Genomic DNA, 17,272 nt, shown 5'->3' with positions numbered 1-17,272 from the left:
CGACATGACGCCTGACCAGCCCGCCGCGCCGCGGTCCCGGCAGACCGGAGCAGCCACCGGCCGCTCCGGGTCGCGGGCGGGCGGCGCCGCGCGGCCGCGGCCGGCGGCGCGGGGCGGGGAGCGGACAGCCGCGCCCGCCCGCCCCCAGGGCGGCCGCGGCACCCCCCAGGAAAAGGGCAGGGCGGACAAGGGGCGGACGGGCAGGGCCAGGGCGGACAAGGCCAGGGCGGACGAGGCCGCGGCGGCCAGGCCCACGGCCGGGAAGGGCCGTCCGAGCCCGCCGAGGGCCCCCCGCCGCCCGGTGATCCGCGCGCCCCGCCGTCCCTCCAAGGGCAGCCTGCTGGACGCCCTGCGGGGCACACAGCAGCGCGCCAAGAAGGCCTGGGACCGGCCGCTCACCGCGTACTACCTGATCCTCGGGGGCGCCGCGCTGATCATCGTGCTGGGCCTGGTGATGGTCTACTCCGCCTCCCAGATCAAGGCGCTCCAGTCGGGCCTGGCACCCTCGTACTTCTTCCGCAAACAACTCTTCGCTGCGGCGCTCGGCGCCGCGCTGATGCTCCTGGCCGTGCGCATGCCGATCAAGCTGCACCGCGCCTTCGCCTATCCGCTGCTGGCCGCCTCGGTCTTCCTGATGTGCCTGGTCCAGGTGCCGGGGATAGGGATTTCGGTCAACGGCAACCAGAACTGGATCTCCTTCGGCGGCCCGTTCATGCTCCAGCCGAGCGAGTTCGGCAAGCTCGCGCTCGTCCTGTGGGGCGCCGATCTGCTGGCCCGCAAGCAGGACAAGCGGCTGCTCGCGCAGTGGAAGCACCTGCTGGTGCCGCTCGTCCCGGCGGCTGCCCTGCTGCTCGGAATGATCATGCTGGGTGGCGACATGGGCACCGCGATCATTCTCGCGGCGATTCTTTTCGGCCTGCTTTGGCTCGCGGGCGCCCCCACCCGGCTCTTCGGGGGTGTGCTCGCCTTCGCCGGGGTGATCGGCATTCTGCTGATCAAGACCAGCGCCAACCGGATGTCCCGGCTCGCCTGCATCGGCGCCACCGAGCCCGGAGCCAACGATCAGTGCTGGCAGGCGGTGCATGGGATCTATGCTCTGGCCAACGGCGGATGGTTCGGCTCCGGACTCGGTGCGTCCATGGAAAAATGGGGCGAACTCCCCGAACCGCACACTGACTTCATCTTCGCCATTACCGGGGAGGAACTCGGCCTGGCGGGGACGCTGTCGGTGCTCGTCCTCTTCGCGGCTCTAGGCTATGCGGGTATCCGCGTGGCCGGACGCACGGAGGACCCCTTCGTGAGGTACGCCGCGGGAGGCGTGACCACCTGGATCACGGCCCAGGCCGTGATCAACATCGGTGCGGTGCTCGGTCTGCTGCCGATCGCCGGGGTTCCGCTCCCGCTGTTCTCCTACGGAGGGTCCGCCCTGCTGCCGACCATGTTCGCCGTCGGTCTGCTGATCGCCTTCGCACGGGCCGAGCCCGCTGCGCGGGCGGCACTGGCCATGCGGCAGCCTGCTTTGCGGAAGAAGCTGGCTCGGGTGAGACGGAAGACGATGAGACGGCGCGTCAAGGAACGGCCGTCCGGAGAGCGGTGAATTTCGGTGCATGTCGTACTCGCCGGTGGGGGGACCGCCGGCCACATCGAGCCCGCGCTCGCCCTCGCGGACGCCCTGCGAAGGCAGGATCCGACCGTGGGAATCACGGCGCTCGGCACGGAGCGCGGGCTGGAGACCCGCCTCGTGCCCGAGCGCGGCTACGAACTCGGGCTGATCCCGGCCGTGCCGCTGCCACGCAAGCCCACCCCCGAGCTGATCACCGTCCCCGGGCGGCTGCGCGGCACCATCAAGGCCGCCGAGCAGATCCTGGAGCGCACCAAGGCCGACTGCGTGGTCGGCTTCGGCGGCTATGTGGCCCTGCCCGGCTATCTGGCCGCCAAGCGGCTGGGCGTGCCGATCATCGTCCATGAGGCCAACGCCCGGCCCGGGCTCGCCAACAAGATCGGCTCCCGCTACGCCACGTCCGTCGGGGTCTCCACCCCGGACAGCAAGCTCCGGGGCGCCCGCTACGTGGGCATCCCGCTGCGCCGCTCCATCGCCACCCTGGACCGGGCGGCGGTCCGCCCCGAGGCGCGCGCGGCCTTCGGTCTCGACCAGAACCTGCCGACGCTGCTGGTCTCCGGCGGCTCGCAGGGCGCGCGCCGGCTGAACGAGGTCGTCCAGCGGGTCGCCCCGTTCCTCCAGCGGGCCGGAATCCAGGTTCTGCACGCGGTCGGCCCGAAAAACGAACTGCCGCATGTGGACAACATGCCCGGAATGCCGCCCTACATCCCGGTACCGTACGTGGACCGGATGGACCTCGCGTACGCCGCGGCCGACATGATGCTCTGCCGCGCGGGCGCGATGACCGTCGCGGAGCTGTCCGCCGTCGGGCTGCCGGCCGCCTACGTCCCGCTGCCCATCGGCAACGGCGAGCAGCGGCTCAACGCACAGCCGTTGGTCAAGGCGGGCGGCGGACTGCTGGTCGACGACGCCGAACTGACGCCCGAGTGGGTGCAGAGCAATGTGCTCCCGGTGCTCGGCGACCCGCACCGGCTGTACGAGATGTCGCGGCGCGCCGCCGAGTTCGGCCGCCGGGACGCCGACGAGTTGCTGGTCGGCATGGTGTACGAGGCAATCGCGGCACGCCGCCAGGCGTGAGAAGGCAGGGAGCGTGGCCGGACCGACGACCGCCGAGAGCGGCCCCCGAAGGACGTCGCCGTCCGGCCCGCCCCCGCGCCTCTTCGCGGCGCGGCGCAGGCTCCGCCTGCCCCGCCGCCGCACCCTGGTGATCGCCGCGGTGGCCGCCGCCCTGCTGGGCGGCGGGACCGGCTGGCTGCTGTACGGATCGAGCTGGCTGCGGGCCGAGCGGGTGACGGTCACCGGCGCGGACGTGCTCACCCCGGACGAGGTCCGGAAGGCCGCGGCCGTCCCGCTGGACACCCCGCTGGCCGCGGTGGACACCGGTGCGATCGGGGACCGGCTGCGCGACCGGCTCCCGCGCATAGCGAAAGTGGACGTATCCCGGTCATGGCCGCACACCATCAGTCTTGATGTGACGGAACGCAAGGCCGAAGTGATTGTCGAAGAGCGCGGGAAGTTTCGCGAAGTGGACGCCGACGGCGTGGCGTTCTCCCGTGTGACCAAGCGTCCCGAGGGCGTTCCGCTGCTCGAAATGGAGCCGGACCGGTCGCCGAGTTCACGCCATTTCGGCCCGGCGCGGCTGCGCCGCGAGGCCGTCCGGGTGGTCGCCGGGCTCCCGGCGAAGGTCCGTACGGACATGCGCTCGGTCCGGGTCCGCTCGTACGATTCGATCACTCTGGAGCTGACCCGGAGCCGTACGGTCGCGTGGGGGAGCGATGAGCGCGGCGCCGCGAAGACCAAGGCGCTCACCGCGCTCATGAAAGCGCGGCCCGACGCCGGTCACTTCGACGTCAGCGCGCCGAGCGCGCCCGCGGTGTCCCGTAGTTGACGGGGATAGCGGCAGGCCAGCACCCTGGTTGGCTAGCCCTCCGCGTGATCACATAGGGTGAAAAGAAAAGCGGGAGGTTCGGCGTGTTCGTTGAACGCGCGCCACTTGTCGACTTAGTGTCCTGTTCCGAAGACTCCGGGAAACGGAGGCACTGGTAACCCTAAACTTCAGCGTTAGGGTTGGGGTCGGCAATCGGAACCGTCCCATTCGGCATCAGTCGGCGCACCGCGGCAACAGCGGGGTGGCGACACGTAACTCGAGGCGAGAGGCCTTCGACGTGGCAGCACCGCAGAACTACCTCGCAGTCATCAAGGTCGTCGGCATCGGCGGCGGTGGCGTGAATGCCATCAACCGGATGATCGAGGTCGGGCTCAAGGGCGTCGAGTTCATCGCGATCAACACCGATGCGCAGGCCCTGCTGATGAGTGACGCGGACGTCAAGCTCGACGTCGGCCGCGAGCTCACTCGTGGACTGGGCGCCGGCGCCAACCCCGATGTCGGCCGGAAGGCCGCCGAGGACCACCGCGAGGAGATCGAGGAGGTCCTCAAGGGGGCCGACATGGTCTTCGTGACCGCGGGCGAGGGCGGCGGCACCGGCACCGGCGGCGCCCCCGTGGTCGCCAACATCGCGCGCTCGCTCGGCGCACTGACGATCGGTGTGGTCACCCGTCCGTTCACCTTCGAGGGCCGCCGCCGGGCCAATCAGGCCGAGGACGGCATCGCGGGACTGCGCGACGAGGTCGACACCCTCATCGTCATTCCCAACGACCGGCTCCTGTCGATTTCCGACCGCCAGGTGAGCGTGCTCGACGCGTTCAAGTCGGCGGACCAGGTGCTGCTGTCGGGCGTTCAGGGCATCACCGACCTCATCACCACCCCCGGCCTGATCAACCTCGACTTCGCGGACGTCAAGTCCGTGATGTCCGAGGCGGGCTCGGCGCTCATGGGCATCGGCTCGGCGCGCGGCGACGACCGCGCGGTGGCCGCCGCCGAGATGGCGATCTCCTCGCCGCTGCTGGAGGCGTCCATCGACGGCGCCCGGGGCGTGCTGCTCTCCATCTCCGGTGGCTCCGACCTCGGCCTGTTCGAGATCAACGAGGCCGCCCAGCTGGTGAGCGAGGCCGCCCACCCCGAGGCCAACATCATCTTCGGTGCGGTGATCGACGACGCCCTCGGCGACGAGGTCCGGGTCACCGTGATCGCGGCGGGCTTCGACGGCGGCCAGCCGCCGGCGAAGAACCAGAACCGTGACAAGGTGCTGGGCTCGTACAACGGCGGCCGCGAGGAGAGCACGAGCAACCAGGCTCCCCGTCAGTCCCCCCCGGAGCCCGGCCGTCCGTCCTTCGGCGGCCTCGGCAGCGTCACTCCGCGTGAGGAGGAGCCCGCCCCGGCGGAGCCCGCTCCGGTCGCCGAGGTCCCGCCGCCGCCCCCGGTGGCCACTCCGCAGGTCCCGCCGGCCCGTCCCTACCAGGACAGCCAGGCCGAGGAGCTGGACGTGCCGGACTTCCTGAAGTGAGCCGGCTGTCATGGCTCCACGGCGACCCTGAAGCGATCCCGCAGTGATAGCGCAACAGCACGACGTGAGCGGCGCGCACTTCGCCTTCACCGACCGGTGGGGCGGGGTGAGCGCCGCTCCGTATGACGAGCTCAACCTCGGCGGCGCGGTGGGCGACGACCCCCAGGCCGTACGGACCAACCGCGAGCTGGCGGCCAAGGCGCTCGGCCTGGACCCGTCGTCCGTCGTCTGGATGAACCAGGTGCACGGCCGGGACGTGGCCGTGGTCGAGGGCCCGTGGGCGACCGGTGAAGTTCCCGGCGTGGACGCGGTGGTGACGTCGCGTCGGGGGCTCTCCCTCGCCGTCCTCACCGCCGACTGCACCCCGGTGGTGCTGGCCGATCCGGTCGCCGGTATCGCCGGTGCGGCGCACGCCGGCCGGCCGGGGCTGGTCGCCGGGGTGGTTCCGGCGGTGGTCGAGGCGATGACGGCTCAGGGCGCGGACCCGGCCCGGATCGTGGCCCGAATCGGCCCCTCCGTTTGCGGCCGGTGCTACGAGGTCCCCGCGGACATGCGCGCCGACGTCGCCGGGACGGTGCCCGAGTCCTGGGCCGAGACCAGCTGGGGCACCCCGGCGGTGGACGTGGTGGCCGGAGTCCGGGCCCAACTCGCCCGGGCCGGTGTGGAGATGGCCGGTGTGGGGACGGATGGACAATCTCACATCTGCACGCTGGAATCGGCGGACCACTTCTCGTACCGGCGCGACCGCACCACGGGGCGGCTCGCGAGCTATGTCTGGTTGGACGGCTGAGCTGTGACGGATCGCAAGACGGAACTGGCCGCGAATCTGGCACGGGTGGAGGAACGTATCTCCGCCGCCTGCGCCGCCGCCGGTCGCAAGCGCGAAGAGGTGACCCTGATCGTGGTCACCAAGACGTATCCCGCGAGCGACGTCCGGTTGCTCGCGGAACTCGGAGTCCGGCACGTCGCGGAGAACCGCGATCAGGAGGCCGCCCCCAAAGCTGCGGAATGCGCTGATTTGCCTTTGATCTGGCACTTTGTTGGACAGCTGCAGACCAATAAGGCGCGTTCCGTATGCAGTTATGCCGATGTGGTGCAATCGGTTGATCGCAAGCGATTGGTCGACGCGCTCTCGGGTGCGGCCGTGGGGGCCGCGCGCGAGCTGGGCGTCCTGCTTCAAGTTGCGCTCGACGTGGACTCCGGGGAGCGGGGTCAGCGGGGTGGCGTCGGTCCGGATGGTGTGGGCGCGCTGGCCGATGCCGTGATCGCGGCCGACGGGCTGCGGCTGGACGGTCTGATGACCGTGGCGCCGCTGGCCGGTCCCTACGCGGACCGTCCGCGGGCGGCGTTCGACCGGCTGATGGAAATCTCATCCGGCCTGCGCGTGGCTCATCCTGCTGCGAACATGGTCTCGGCGGGAATGAGCTCAGATCTGGAAGAAGCGGTTGCGGCGGGGGCGACACATGTGCGCGTCGGCACTGCGGTACTCGGAGTCCGCCCCAGGCTCCGGTAACGTCGCGAAGAAGTCGGACCACAGCAGAAAATATGGTCATTCCCGTCAAAAGACGGGCAGGCCACGTGGATCCAAGGCATCCGGTGGCGGAGCCGATCCACCACAGAGCGGAGGACGCAGAGAATGGCCGGCGCGATGCGCAAGATGGCGGTCTACCTCGGCCTCGTGGAGGACGATGGGTACGACGGCCGGGGGTTCGACCCCGACGACGAATTCGAACCCGAGCCGGAGCCCGAGCGGGAGCGTCGGCGTCATCCGGCAGTGGAGACCGAAGCGCGGCCGGAAAGGGGCGAATCTGTGCGAGTCGTCCATCCCCCCGCACAGCGTGAACCGGCTCCGCTTGTGACGGAAAGCAGGCAACCCGCGCGAATTGCCCCCGTGGCGTCTATCACACCTGAACGTCAGAACTTGGAGAAGAACGCACCGGTGATCATGCCCAAGGTTGTGTCCGAGCGGGAGCCGTACCGCATCACCACACTGCACCCCCGGACCTACAACGAGGCCCGTACTATCGGGGAACACTTCCGTGAGGGCACTCCGGTGATCATGAATCTCACGGAGATGGACGACACGGACGCGAAGCGACTTGTCGACTTTGCCGCCGGACTCGTGTTCGGTCTCCATGGGAGCATTGAGCGAGTGACACAGAAGGTGTTCCTGTTGTCTCCTGCTAACGTCGATGTCACGGCGGAGGACAAGGCCCGTATCGCAGAGGGCGGGTTCTTCAACCAGAGCTGAGACGCAACACGGCAACACCGAGTCATCCGAGGCCGCAAGGCCGCGTACGAAACAGGGGAGAGGGACGCGCGAGATGAGCATCGCACTACAGGTGATCTACATCGCGCTGTACTGCTTCCTGATCGTGCTGATCTTCCGGCTGGTGATGGACTATGTCTTCCAGTTCGCACGCTCGTGGCAACCCGGTAGGGCGATGGTGGTCATCCTCGAGGCCACCTACACTGTGACCGATCCGCCACTCAAGCTGCTGCGGCGGGTCATCCCGCCGTTGCGTCTCGGGGGTGTGGCGCTCGACCTGTCCTTCTTCGTGCTGATGATCATCGTCTGGATCCTGATCACCGTCGTGAGCAATTTTGCGAGCAGGGTGTGAACGATACGGTCTTGCCGATTGCCGACGACTACGTTGAGGTGAAGTAGAGATGCCGTTGACCCCCGAGGACGTGCGGAACAAGCAGTTCACGACCGTCCGCCTCCGAGAAGGCTATGACGAGGACGAGGTCGATGCCTTCCTCGATGAGGTCGAAGCCGAACTGACCCGGCTGCTGCGGGAGAACGAGGACCTGCGCGCCAAGCTGGCCGCAGCCACCAGGGCCGCCGCACAGAGTCAGCAGCAACAAGGCATGCGCAAACCTCCGGAACAGCAGGAGCGACCCGGCGCCCCTGTTCCCGCCGCCATATCCGGACCGCCGCAGCAGCAGGGTCAGCCCGGCCCGCCGCAGCAGCAACAGCAGCAGCAACAGCAGCAACAGCAGCAGCAGATGGGCGGTCCGCCCCAGCTTCCGGGCGGTGCGCCGCAGCTGCCTGCCGGCCCGATGGGCCAGGGCGGCCCCGGTGGTCCCGGTGGTCCCGGCCCGATGGGCCAGGGTCCTGGTGGGCCTGGTGGCCCCGGCGGTCCCGGTCCGATGGGCCAGGGCGGCCCCATGGGTCCCGGCGGGCCCATGGGTGGCCCGATGGGCGGCCCCGGTGGTCCCGGCGGCCCGCAGCTGCCGCAGCCGGGTCAGGGCCCGGGCGGCGACAGCGCCGCGCGCGTGCTCTCGCTCGCGCAGCAGACCGCCGACCAGGCGATCGCGGAGGCCCGTTCCGAGGCCAACAAGATCGTCGGCGAGGCCCGCAGCCGCGCCGAGGGCCTGGAGCGCGACGCCCGCGCCAAGGCGGACGCGCTGGAGCGGGACGCGCAGGAGAAGCACCGTGTCGCGATGGGCTCCCTGGAGTCCGCTCGTGCCACGCTCGAGCGCAAGGTCGAGGACCTGCGGGGCTTCGAGCGCGAGTACCGCACGCGGCTGAAGTCGTACCTGGAGAGCCAGCTGCGCCAGCTGGAGAACCAGTCCGACGACTCGCTGGCCCCGCCGCGTACCCCGGCGACCGCCTCGCTGCCGCCGTCCCCCTCGATGAGTGGGTCCATGGCTTCCTCGGGTGCCGGCTCGATGGGCGGCCACACGATGGGCGGCAACCAGTCGATGGGCGGCGGCCACAACCAGAACGGCGGCGCGCCGTCGTACGGTGGCCAGCAGCAGATGTCTCCCGCGATGACCCAGCCGATGGCACCGGTGCGGCCGCAGAGTCCGCAGCCGATGCAGCAGGCGCCGAGCCCGATGCGGGGCTTCCTCATCGACGAGGACGACAACTGACGCGGTACGCCGCGTAGGCGCGTCTCGGCAATCACGAGGGCCGGGCCCGGGAGTCTCGAACTCCCGGGCCCGGCCCTTCGCCGTGCGCGTGGCGGCTGGCGGGGGCTTTGTCCCCGACCCGCCCCTTCCCGTAACCGGGGGCTCCGCCCCCGGACCCCCGGTCCTCAAGCGCCGGACGGGCTGGGGTGCGGGCCGCGTTCCGCTCCGGGTCCCGGGTCCTTAAGCGCCGGACGGGCTGGAGTTCGGGCCGCGTTCCGCCCCCTGGGACGCCCTTCGGGCGTGTTCTCAATCGCCGGACGGGCTGATTTTCAGCCCGTCCGGCGATTGAGGTCCGGGGTCTGGGGCGGAGCCCCGCCACGCGGCGGAGCCGCATGTCGGGTGCTGCGGGAAGGGGCGGGGTGGGGAACGAAGCCCCCGGCAGGGGTTACGCCTTGCGGAGGCGGAAGGTGAGGCCCAGGGTGGGGTCCTCGAACGGGGTGCCGTAGGCGGCGTCGGCCTCGCCGGAGGCGAAGTCCGTGGCGAGGACCTCGTCCGCGATCAGCCCCGCGTGGTCGGTGAGGGCCTGGCGGAGTTCCTCGTCGGCGGACTCCCACCGCAGGGCGATCCGGTCCGCGACGTCCAGCCCGCTGTTCTTACGGGCCTCCTGGATCAGCCGGATGGCATCCCGCGCCAGCCCCGCGCGCCGCAGCTCCGGAGTGATCTCCAGGTCGAGGGCGACCGTGGCGCCCGAGTCCGAGGCGACCGACCAGCCCTCCCGCGGGGTTTCGGTGATGATGACCTCGTCGGGGGAGAGGGCGACCGTCTCGCCGTCCACCACGACCGACGCCGTTCCCTCGCGCAGCGCGACCGAGAGGGCGGCCGCGTCGGCCTCCGCGATGGCCTTGGCGACCGGCTGGGTGCCCTTGCCGAAGCGCTTGCCCAGGGCACGGAAGTTGGCCTTGGCGGTGGTGTCGACCAGCGAACCGCCGACCTCGTTCAGCGCGGCGAGCGAGGAGACGTTCAGCTCCTCCTCGATCTGGGCGCGCAGCTCGGGGCCCAGGTTCTCGAAGCCGGACGCGGCGACCAGCGCCCGCGACAGCGGCTGGCGGGTCTTCACGCCGGACTCGGCGCGGGTGGCCCGGCCCAGCTCCACCAGGCGCCGCACGAGCGCCATCTGGGCCGAGAGCGCCGGGTCGATCATGGCCTGGTCGGGCTCCGGCCAGGAGGTCAGGTGGACGGAGTCGGGGGCGTCCGGGGTCACCGGGGCGACCAGGTCCTGCCAGACGCGCTCGGTGATGAACGGGACCAGCGGGGCCATCAGCCGGGTGACCGTCTCGATGACCTCGTGGAGCGTGCGCAGCGCGGCCGCGTCGCCCTGCCAGAAGCGGCGCCGCGAACGGCGCACGTACCAGTTGGACAGGTCGTCCACGAACGCCGACAGCAGCCGCCCGGCGCGCTGGGTGTCGTACGCCTCCATCGCCCGGGTGACCTGCTCGGTGAGCGTGCCCAGCTCGCCCAGCAGCCAGCGGTCCAGCATCGGGCGCTCGGCCCGGGCCGGGTCGGCTGCGGACGGCGCCCAGCCCGAGGTGCGGGCGTACAGGGCCTGGAAGGCGACCGTGTTCCAGTAGGTGAGCAGCGTCTTGCGCACGACCTCCTGGATGGTGCCGTGGCCCACCCGGCGGGCCGCCCAGGGCGATCCGCCGGCGGCCATGAACCAGCGCACGGCGTCGGCGCCGTGCTGGTCCATGAGCGGGATCGGCTGAAGGATGTTGCCCAGGTGCTTGGACATCTTCCGGCCGTCCTCGGCCAGGATGTGACCGAGGCAGACCACGTTTTCATAGCTCGACCGATCGAAGACGAGCGTGCCGACCGCCATCAGCGTGTAGAACCAGCCGCGGGTCTGGTCGATGGCCTCGGAGATGAACTGCGCCGGGTAGCGCTTCTCGAAGACCTCCTTGTTGCGGTACGGGTAGCCCCACTGCGCGAACGGCATGGAACCCGAGTCGTACCAGGCGTCGATGACCTCCGGCACCCGCACGGCTTCCAGGGAGCAGCCGTCGGCGGGGCAGGCGAAGGTGACCTCGTCGATGTACGGCCGGTGCGGGTCGAGTCCCGTCTGGTCGGTGCCGGTCAGCTCGGACAGCTCGGTGAGCGAGCCGACGCAGGTCAGGTGGTTCTCCTCACAGCGCCAGATGGGCAGCGGGGTGCCCCAGTAGCGGTTGCGCGAGAGCGCCCAGTCGATGTTGTTGTTCAGCCAGTCGCCGAAGCGGCCGTGCTTGACCGAGTTCGGGAACCAGTTGGTCCGCTCGTTCTCCCGCAGCAGCGCGTCCTTGATCGCGGTGGTGCGGATGTACCAGGAGGGCTGGGGGTAGTAGATCAGCGGGGTGTGGCAGCGCCAGCAGTGCGGGTAGCTGTGCTCGTACGCCAGGTGCCTGAAGAGCAGGCCGCGCTCGTCCATGTCGCGGACCAGCGCCTCGTCGGCCTTCTTGAAGAACTGGCCGCCGACCAGGTCGAGCCCCTCCTCGAAGGTGCCGTCCGTGCGGATCGGGTTGACGATCGGCACGCCGTAGGCGCGGCTGCTCTTGAAGTCCTCCTCACCGTAGGGCGCCTGGTGGACCAGTCCGGTGCCGTCCTCGGTGGTGACGTAGTCGGCGTTGACGACGAAGTGCGCGTCGGGGATCTCCACCAGCTCGAAGGGGCGCTGGTACGTCCAGCGCTCCATCTCCGCACCGGTGAAGCTCTGGCCCGTGGTCTGCCATCCCTCGCCCAGCGCCTGCTCGACCAGCGACTCGGCGACGACCAGCTTCTCGTTTCCGTCCGTGGCGACCACATAGGTCACCTCGGGGTGGGCGGCGACCGTGAGGTTGGCGACCAGCGAGAACGGGGTGGTCGTCCAGGCCAGCAGGGACGCCTCGCCCGCCAGCGGGCCGGAGGTCAGCGGGAAGCGTACGTAGACCGAGGCGTCGACGACGGTCTCGTACCCCTGCGCCAGCTCGTGGTCGGACAGTCCGGTGCCGCAGCGCGGGCACCAGGGGGCGACCCGGTGGTCCTGGACCAGCAGACCCTTGTTGAAGATCTCCTTGAGCGACCACCACACCGACTCGACGTACTCGGGGTCCATCGTGCGGTAGGCGTCGTCCAGGTCGACCCAGTAGCCCATGCGCTGGGTCAGCTCGGCGAAGGCGTCGGTGTGCCGGGTCACCGACTCCCGGCACTTGGCGTTGAACTCGGCGATGCCGAACGCCTCGATGTCCTTCTTGCCGTTGAAGCCCATCTCCTTCTCGACCGCCAGCTCGACCGGCAGGCCGTGGCAGTCCCAGCCCGCCTTGCGGGCGACGTGGTAGCCGCGCATGGTGCGGAAGCGGGGGAAGACATCCTTGAAGACGCGGGCCTCGATGTGGTGGGCGCCCGGCATGCCGTTGGCGGTGGGCGGGCCCTCGTAGAAGACCCACTCCGGCCGGCCCTCGGACTGTTCGAGGGTACGGGCGAAGATCTTGTTCTCCCGCCAGAAGTCGAGCACGGCGTGCTCGAGGGCGGGCAGGTCGACCTGGGCGGGCACCTGGCGGTACTGCGTCATCGGACTACTTCCTCCGGCGGATACGTCTCGTCGTTTCCGTCGGAGGGACGAGAGCCGTCAGCGCTCCCGCGGTACCACCCTCCTTGGCCGTGAGCAGTGCGCTCCCGGCCCCCTCATTAGGGTCGCGATGCCGGTTCTACTGGCCCGGTGCGGGCGTTCTTCCGGCGGCTCCGGGGTGATCCTTCGCATCGCGCTCGCCCCCGGGCTCACACCGTCCCCGGGTCGCTCGTGGCCGCCTACGACGCTACTCGTCCCCATCCACGCCTTTCGCTGCGCCCAGTGTACGGGGCCGGACGGACCGAGGCCGACCGCTTTACGCGGCTGCGCCGACTGGCGTACGACCGGGCCTGAGATGACCCGAATGCCGATACGCCGGGTGCTGCAGCCCGGGAGTCGTCGCACGTCACTCTCCGGTACCGGTTCCCGGCCGGATTACCGGGCCGCGGGTGGGGCACAACGGTGGAGACCGGGTTGTCGCACGGGCAAGCCGGGCGAATCGGGCGGCGTGCCCCGTTGCCGCGTGCTCGGAGTCGATTTATCGTTCCGGAACGATTCGCGAGCAAGATCACAATATGTGAAGGGGCCGCGGCCATGGTGGCTAGGAAGACCGCCGTGCAGAAGAGCACGGCGAAGGCGACGAAGGCCGCGTCCGCCAAGAAGAGAGACTCGGCCGCCGGACGGGCCGAGAAGGCGGAGAAGGCCACGAAGGCCACGAAGGTCACCAAGAAGGCGGCCGCCAAGAAGGCCACGCCCGGGGCGAAGGCCGCCGCGCCCACCAGGAAGAACGCATCCGCCAAGACGGTTGCGCCGGCCAAGAAGGCCACGGTCGACAAGAAGGCCACGGTCAAGAAGACCGCATCGGCCGCACCGGCCAAGAAGGCGGTGCCCGCGAAGAAGACGGGAGCCAGGAAAGTGGTTGCGAAGAAGACTTCCGGCGGCGCACCGACCGCGAAGCAGGCGCCGCCCTCCGGCGTGCCCAAGGCCCGGGTCGCGGGCGGCCCCGTCGACCCCGCCGAGCTGGCCGTACGCCCCGGTGAGGACCCCTGGTCGGCGGAGGAGGTGGACGAGGCGCGCGCCGAGCTGCTGACCGAGGCCGGGCGGCTGCGCACCGAGATCCTCGCCTCCGAGGAGGCCATCACCGGCCTGATGCGGGACTCCGGCGACGGCGCGGGCGACGACCAGGCCGACACCGGCACCAAGAACATCACGCGCGAGCACGAGATGGCCCTGGCCGGGAACGCCCGCGAGATGCTGCTGCAGACCGAGCGCGCCCTGGAACGGCTGAACGCCGGGACGTACGGCCTGTGCGAGAACTGCGGAAACGCGATCGGAAAGGCCCGGATGCAGGCGTTCCCGCGCGCCACGCTGTGCGTCGAGTGCAAGCAGCGTCAGGAGCGCCGCTGACCACCCGCACGCCTGTGTCGTACCCTCGTCTGAGCCAGGGGGAGACTGGCCCGGACGATGAGGACACACGTTGACAGAGGCGGAGCAGGCCATCGGTACGCCAGACGCGGGGAAGGCCGAGGGGGGCGCCGGGACCAGCGCAGCCGACGCCGTTGCCGAAGCCGGGAAGAAGCGCCGGATCGGGGTGCTGGCCGCGGTCGCGGCGTTCGCGTACCTCCTGGACCTGGGCAGCAAGCTGGCCGTGGTCGCCAAGCTGGAGCACCACGCTTCGGTCGAGGTGATCGGCACCTGGCTGCAGCTGGAGGTGATCCGTAACCCCGGTGCGGCCTTCGGCATGGGCGAGGCGATGACCATCGTCTTCACGGTGATCGCGGCCGCGGTGATCGTGGTCATCGCGCGGCTGGCCCGCAAGCTCTACAGCCTGCCCTGGGCCATCGCCCTCGGCCTGCTGCTCGGCGGCGCCTTCGGCAACCTCACCGACCGGATCTTCCGGGCTCCCGGCGATCTGCAGGGGGCGGTCGTGGACTTCATCGCGCCCGCCCACTTCGCGGTCTTCAACCTCGCCGACTCGGCGATCGTGTGCGGCGGCTTCCTGATCGTGATCCTGTCGTTCCGCGGTCTGGACCCGGACGGCACGGTCCACGAGGACTGAGGCCGGGCGGTATCCGACGGGCGTACGAACCGGTGCGCCCGGTCCGTCATACTCGACGGGTGAGTACGATTCCCGAGATCCGCACCCTGCCCGTACCCGACGGACTGGAGGGCGAGCGCGTCGACGCCGCGATCGCCCGCATGTTCGGCTTCTCGCGGACCAAGGCGGCCGAGCTGGCCGCCGCCGGGAAGGTGCAGGTCGACGGCAGCACCGCCGGAAAGTCCGACCGGGTCTCCGGCGGGGCCTGGCTCGAAGTCGAGATGCCGCAGGCCGCACCGCCGGTCCAGGTCGTCGCCGAGCCCGTCGAGGGCATGGAGATCGTCCATGACGACGACGACATCGTGGTCATCGCCAAGCCGGTCGGCGTCGCCGCCCACCCCAGCCCCGGCTGGACCGGCACCACGGTGATCGGCGGGCTCGCGGCCGCCGGCTTCCGCATCGCCACCTCGGGCGCCGCCGAGCGCCAGGGCATCGTCCACCGGCTGGACGTGGGCACCTCCGGTCTGATGGTCGTCGCCAAGTCCGAGCGCGCGTACACCCTGCTCAAGCAGCAGTTCCGGGAGCGTACGGTCGACAAGCGCTACCACGCGCTGGTCCAGGGCCACCCCGATCCGCTCAGCGGCACCATCGACGCGCCGATCGGGCGGCATCCGCAAGCCGACTACAAGTGGGCCGTGACCGCGGACGGCAAGCCGAGCGTCACCCACTACGACCTCATCGAGGCATTCCGCGCCGCCAGCCTCCTCGACATCAAGCTGGAGACCGGGCGCACCCACCAGATCCGCGTGCACATGTCGGCCCACCGCCATCCATGCGTCGGCGACCTCACCTACGGCGCCGACCCCACGCTCGCCAAGCGGCTGAAGCTGACCCGGCAGTGGCTGCACGCGATGCGGCTGGGCTTCGAGCACCCGTCCGACGGCAGCTGGATCGAGTTCGAGAGCCCCTACCCGGACGACCTCCAGCGGGCGCTGGACATCGTGCGGGCGGAGAGCGCGTGAGCCCGGCGGGTCCGTACGCCATCGAGGTGGTGGCCGACGGCGACCTCACGGCCTGCCATGCCGTGCGCCGCGAAGTCTTCGTGGTCGAGCAGGACATCCCCGAGGCGGAGGAGTTGGACGCGTACGACGTGCACGCCGTCCACCTCCTGGCCTCCTCGGCGGGCCGTCCCGTGGGCACCGTCCGCTTCCTGCACGGCGCGGCGGCCGACAAGAAGTACGGCCACGCCGGGGTGAACGGTGCCACCACCGCCGTCCTCGGCCGCCTCGCCGTCACCTCCGCGGCGCGCGGCACCGGGCTGGGGGCGGCGCTGGTCCGGGCCGTCGAGGCGGAGGCGGGGCGGCGGGGGCTGTCCGCGGTCTACCTGGAGGCCCAGACGCACGCGCTCGCGTTCTACGAGCGGCTGGGATACGAGGCGTTCGGGCCGGAGTTCGACGAGGGCAGCGGCATTCCGCACCGCGCGATGCGGCGCCACCTGCCGGAGACTTGACCCCACCCCGCCCCTTCCCGCAGCACCCGATATGCGGCTCCGCCGCGCGGCGGGGCTTGGCCCCGGTTCCCGGGAACGCGCGGGAGCCCAGGACCGCAAGACGCCCCCTAGCTCTTGCGGAAACCGTTGTCGAAGCGGGCGAAGTGGTCCTCGCGCTCCGGGCGGGCGGGCTCCGCCGCGGGCACCTGGGCCTGCACCGCGGGCGCGGTCGTGATCCGCGGCAGCGCGTACGGATGCTCCTCGCGCAGCCAGGTGATCATCTGCTCCCGAATGTCGCACCGCGCCGTCCACGCGTCGTCCGAGTCCCGCGCGGTCACCAGCGCCCGCACCACGATGGTGCTCGGGCTGGTGTCGGTGATGACCAGGCTCCAGTCCCGGCCGTCCCACGCCGGGGACTTCTGCACGATCTCGCGGAGCTTCGCCCGCATCTCCTCGACCGGCGCGTGGTGGTCGAGGTGGAAGAGGACCGTGCCGGTCTTCTGGGTGCCGCCGCGCGACCAGTTCTCGAACGGCTGGCCGGTGAAGTACGACACCGGCATGGTGATCCGGCGCTCGTCCCAGGTCCGCACCGACAGGAAGGTGAGGGTGATCTCCTCGACCGTGCCCCATTCGCCGTTGACCACCACCGTGTCACCGATGCGCACCATGTCGCCGAAGGCGATCTGCAGTCCGGCGAAGAGGTTGCCCAGCGTCGACTGGGCGGCGACACCGGCGACGATGCCCAGGATTCCGGCGGACGCCAGCATGGACGTCCCGACGGCGCGCATCGCGGGGAAGGTCAGCAGCATCGCCGACGCCGCCACCACCCCGACCACCGCGGCCACCACGCGCTGGATCAGCGTCACCTGGGTGCGCACCCGCCGCACCCGCGCCGGGTCGTGCGCGCTGGCGGCGTAGCGGGAGTACGAGGACTCCACGATGGCCCCGGAGACCCGGATCGCCAGCCAGGCGGTCGCCGCGATCAGCACCAGCGTGAGCAGCCGGCCGATCGCCGTCTGGTGTGCGGTGATGGCTTCCGCGTCGATCGTCTCGTACGAGCCGCGCAGCATCGCCGTGCACACCGTCACCTGAAGCGGCAGCCGGCAGCCGCGCAGCAGGTCCCATAGCGGGGTCTCCGGGTGCCGGGCGTCGATCCGCCGTAGCAGCCAGTCGGCTCCCCAGCCGATGAACAGGGTGATGGCGAGGGAGCCGCCGATGACGATGACGGGACGCAGCACGTCCTCCATGAAGATCTTCCTCATCCTTCCGCCGGAGGTTTTCGGGTTCA

Annotated in this window: 15 protein-coding genes; 13 read left to right on the top strand and 2 right to left on the bottom strand. The window is 70.6% G+C overall.

Translation table 11 applies throughout. The features are described from left to right. Positions 1-4 precede the first annotated feature (4 nt). From ftsW to ACH4SI_RS29435, 9 genes are all read left to right on the top strand, one after another. Positions 5-1,597, top strand: coding sequence for a putative lipid II flippase FtsW (ftsW, locus tag ACH4SI_RS29475; protein ID WP_398300844.1), 1,593 nt, complete (start codon positions 5-7; stop codon positions 1,595-1,597). A gap of 6 nt (positions 1,598-1,603) precedes the next feature. Further along, entirely contained in the window at positions 1,604-2,698 is a 1,095-nt protein-coding gene (gene murG, locus ACH4SI_RS29470; protein WP_055556334.1) for an undecaprenyldiphospho-muramoylpentapeptide beta-N-acetylglucosaminyltransferase, read from the top strand. Positions 2,699-2,711: 13 nt separating this feature from the next. Next, positions 2,712-3,509 carry a cell division protein FtsQ/DivIB gene (locus tag ACH4SI_RS29465; protein WP_398300842.1) on the top strand — a complete coding sequence of 266 codons (798 nt, stop codon included), beginning with the start codon at positions 2,712-2,714 and terminating at the stop codon, positions 3,507-3,509. A gap of 277 nt (positions 3,510-3,786) precedes the next feature. Next, entirely contained in the window at positions 3,787-5,025 is a 1,239-nt protein-coding gene (gene ftsZ / locus ACH4SI_RS29460; RefSeq protein ID WP_398300840.1) for a cell division protein FtsZ, read from the top strand. Between the two features lie 43 nt (positions 5,026-5,068). Then, positions 5,069-5,815, top strand: a complete 747-nt coding sequence (gene pgeF / locus ACH4SI_RS29455; RefSeq protein ID WP_398300838.1) for a peptidoglycan editing factor PgeF — start codon at positions 5,069-5,071, stop codon at positions 5,813-5,815. Positions 5,816-5,818: 3 nt separating this feature from the next. Beyond that, entirely contained in the window at positions 5,819-6,538 is a 720-nt protein-coding gene (locus ACH4SI_RS29450) for a YggS family pyridoxal phosphate-dependent enzyme (protein ID WP_398300836.1), read from the top strand. Positions 6,539-6,661: 123 nt separating this feature from the next. Next, on the top strand, positions 6,662-7,276 hold the full coding sequence (locus tag ACH4SI_RS29445) for a cell division protein SepF (protein WP_398300834.1): 615 nt from the start codon (positions 6,662-6,664) through the stop codon (positions 7,274-7,276). A gap of 73 nt (positions 7,277-7,349) precedes the next feature. Continuing rightward, positions 7,350-7,646, top strand: a complete 297-nt coding sequence (locus ACH4SI_RS29440; RefSeq protein WP_009718667.1) for a YggT family protein — start codon at positions 7,350-7,352, stop codon at positions 7,644-7,646. Between the two features lie 49 nt (positions 7,647-7,695). Then, positions 7,696-8,904 carry a DivIVA domain-containing protein gene (locus ACH4SI_RS29435; RefSeq protein ID WP_398300831.1) on the top strand — a complete coding sequence of 403 codons (1,209 nt, stop codon included), beginning with the start codon at positions 7,696-7,698 and terminating at the stop codon, positions 8,902-8,904. Between the two features lie 424 nt (positions 8,905-9,328). On the opposite strand, the gene ileS is transcribed toward ACH4SI_RS29435, so the two are convergent. Further along, positions 9,329-12,460 carry an isoleucine--tRNA ligase gene (gene ileS / locus ACH4SI_RS29430; RefSeq protein WP_398300829.1) on the bottom strand — a complete coding sequence of 1,044 codons (3,132 nt, stop codon included), beginning with the start codon at positions 12,458-12,460 and terminating at the stop codon, positions 9,329-9,331. A 591-nt stretch (positions 12,461-13,051) separates the two neighbouring features. Between ileS and ACH4SI_RS29425 the strand changes: the two genes are divergently transcribed. The 4 genes from ACH4SI_RS29425 (at position 13,052) to ACH4SI_RS29410 (ending at position 16,005) form a co-directional block, all read left to right on the top strand. Then, a complete protein-coding gene (locus tag ACH4SI_RS29425; protein WP_398300827.1) occupies positions 13,052-13,864 on the top strand; it encodes a TraR/DksA family transcriptional regulator in 813 nt (270 codons plus the stop codon). A gap of 70 nt (positions 13,865-13,934) precedes the next feature. Next, entirely contained in the window at positions 13,935-14,516 is a 582-nt protein-coding gene (lspA, locus tag ACH4SI_RS29420; RefSeq protein WP_398300825.1) for a signal peptidase II, read from the top strand. Between the two features lie 59 nt (positions 14,517-14,575). Beyond that, a complete protein-coding gene (locus ACH4SI_RS29415; protein ID WP_398300823.1) occupies positions 14,576-15,517 on the top strand; it encodes an RluA family pseudouridine synthase in 942 nt (313 codons plus the stop codon). After that, the gene (locus ACH4SI_RS29410) at positions 15,514-16,005 is read left to right on the top strand and encodes a GNAT family N-acetyltransferase (protein WP_398300821.1); all 492 of its coding nucleotides are present in this window, start codon (positions 15,514-15,516) and stop codon (positions 16,003-16,005) included. Before ACH4SI_RS29415 ends, ACH4SI_RS29410 begins: the two co-directional genes overlap by 4 nt. Before the next feature lie 107 nt (positions 16,006-16,112). Here ACH4SI_RS29410 and ACH4SI_RS29405 read toward each other — a convergent pair whose 3' ends face one another. Then, on the bottom strand, positions 16,113-17,231 hold the full coding sequence (locus tag ACH4SI_RS29405) for a mechanosensitive ion channel family protein (protein ID WP_398300958.1): 1,119 nt from the start codon (positions 17,229-17,231) through the stop codon (positions 16,113-16,115). Positions 17,232-17,272: the final 41 nt, after the last annotated feature.

Source organism: Streptomyces sp. NPDC021212, assembly GCF_044332925.1.
Taxonomy (GTDB): Bacteria; Actinomycetota; Actinomycetes; order Streptomycetales; family Streptomycetaceae; genus Streptomyces.
Note: the sequence above shows the minus strand (reverse complement) of the source record. Positions and strands in the feature narration are given on the sequence as shown.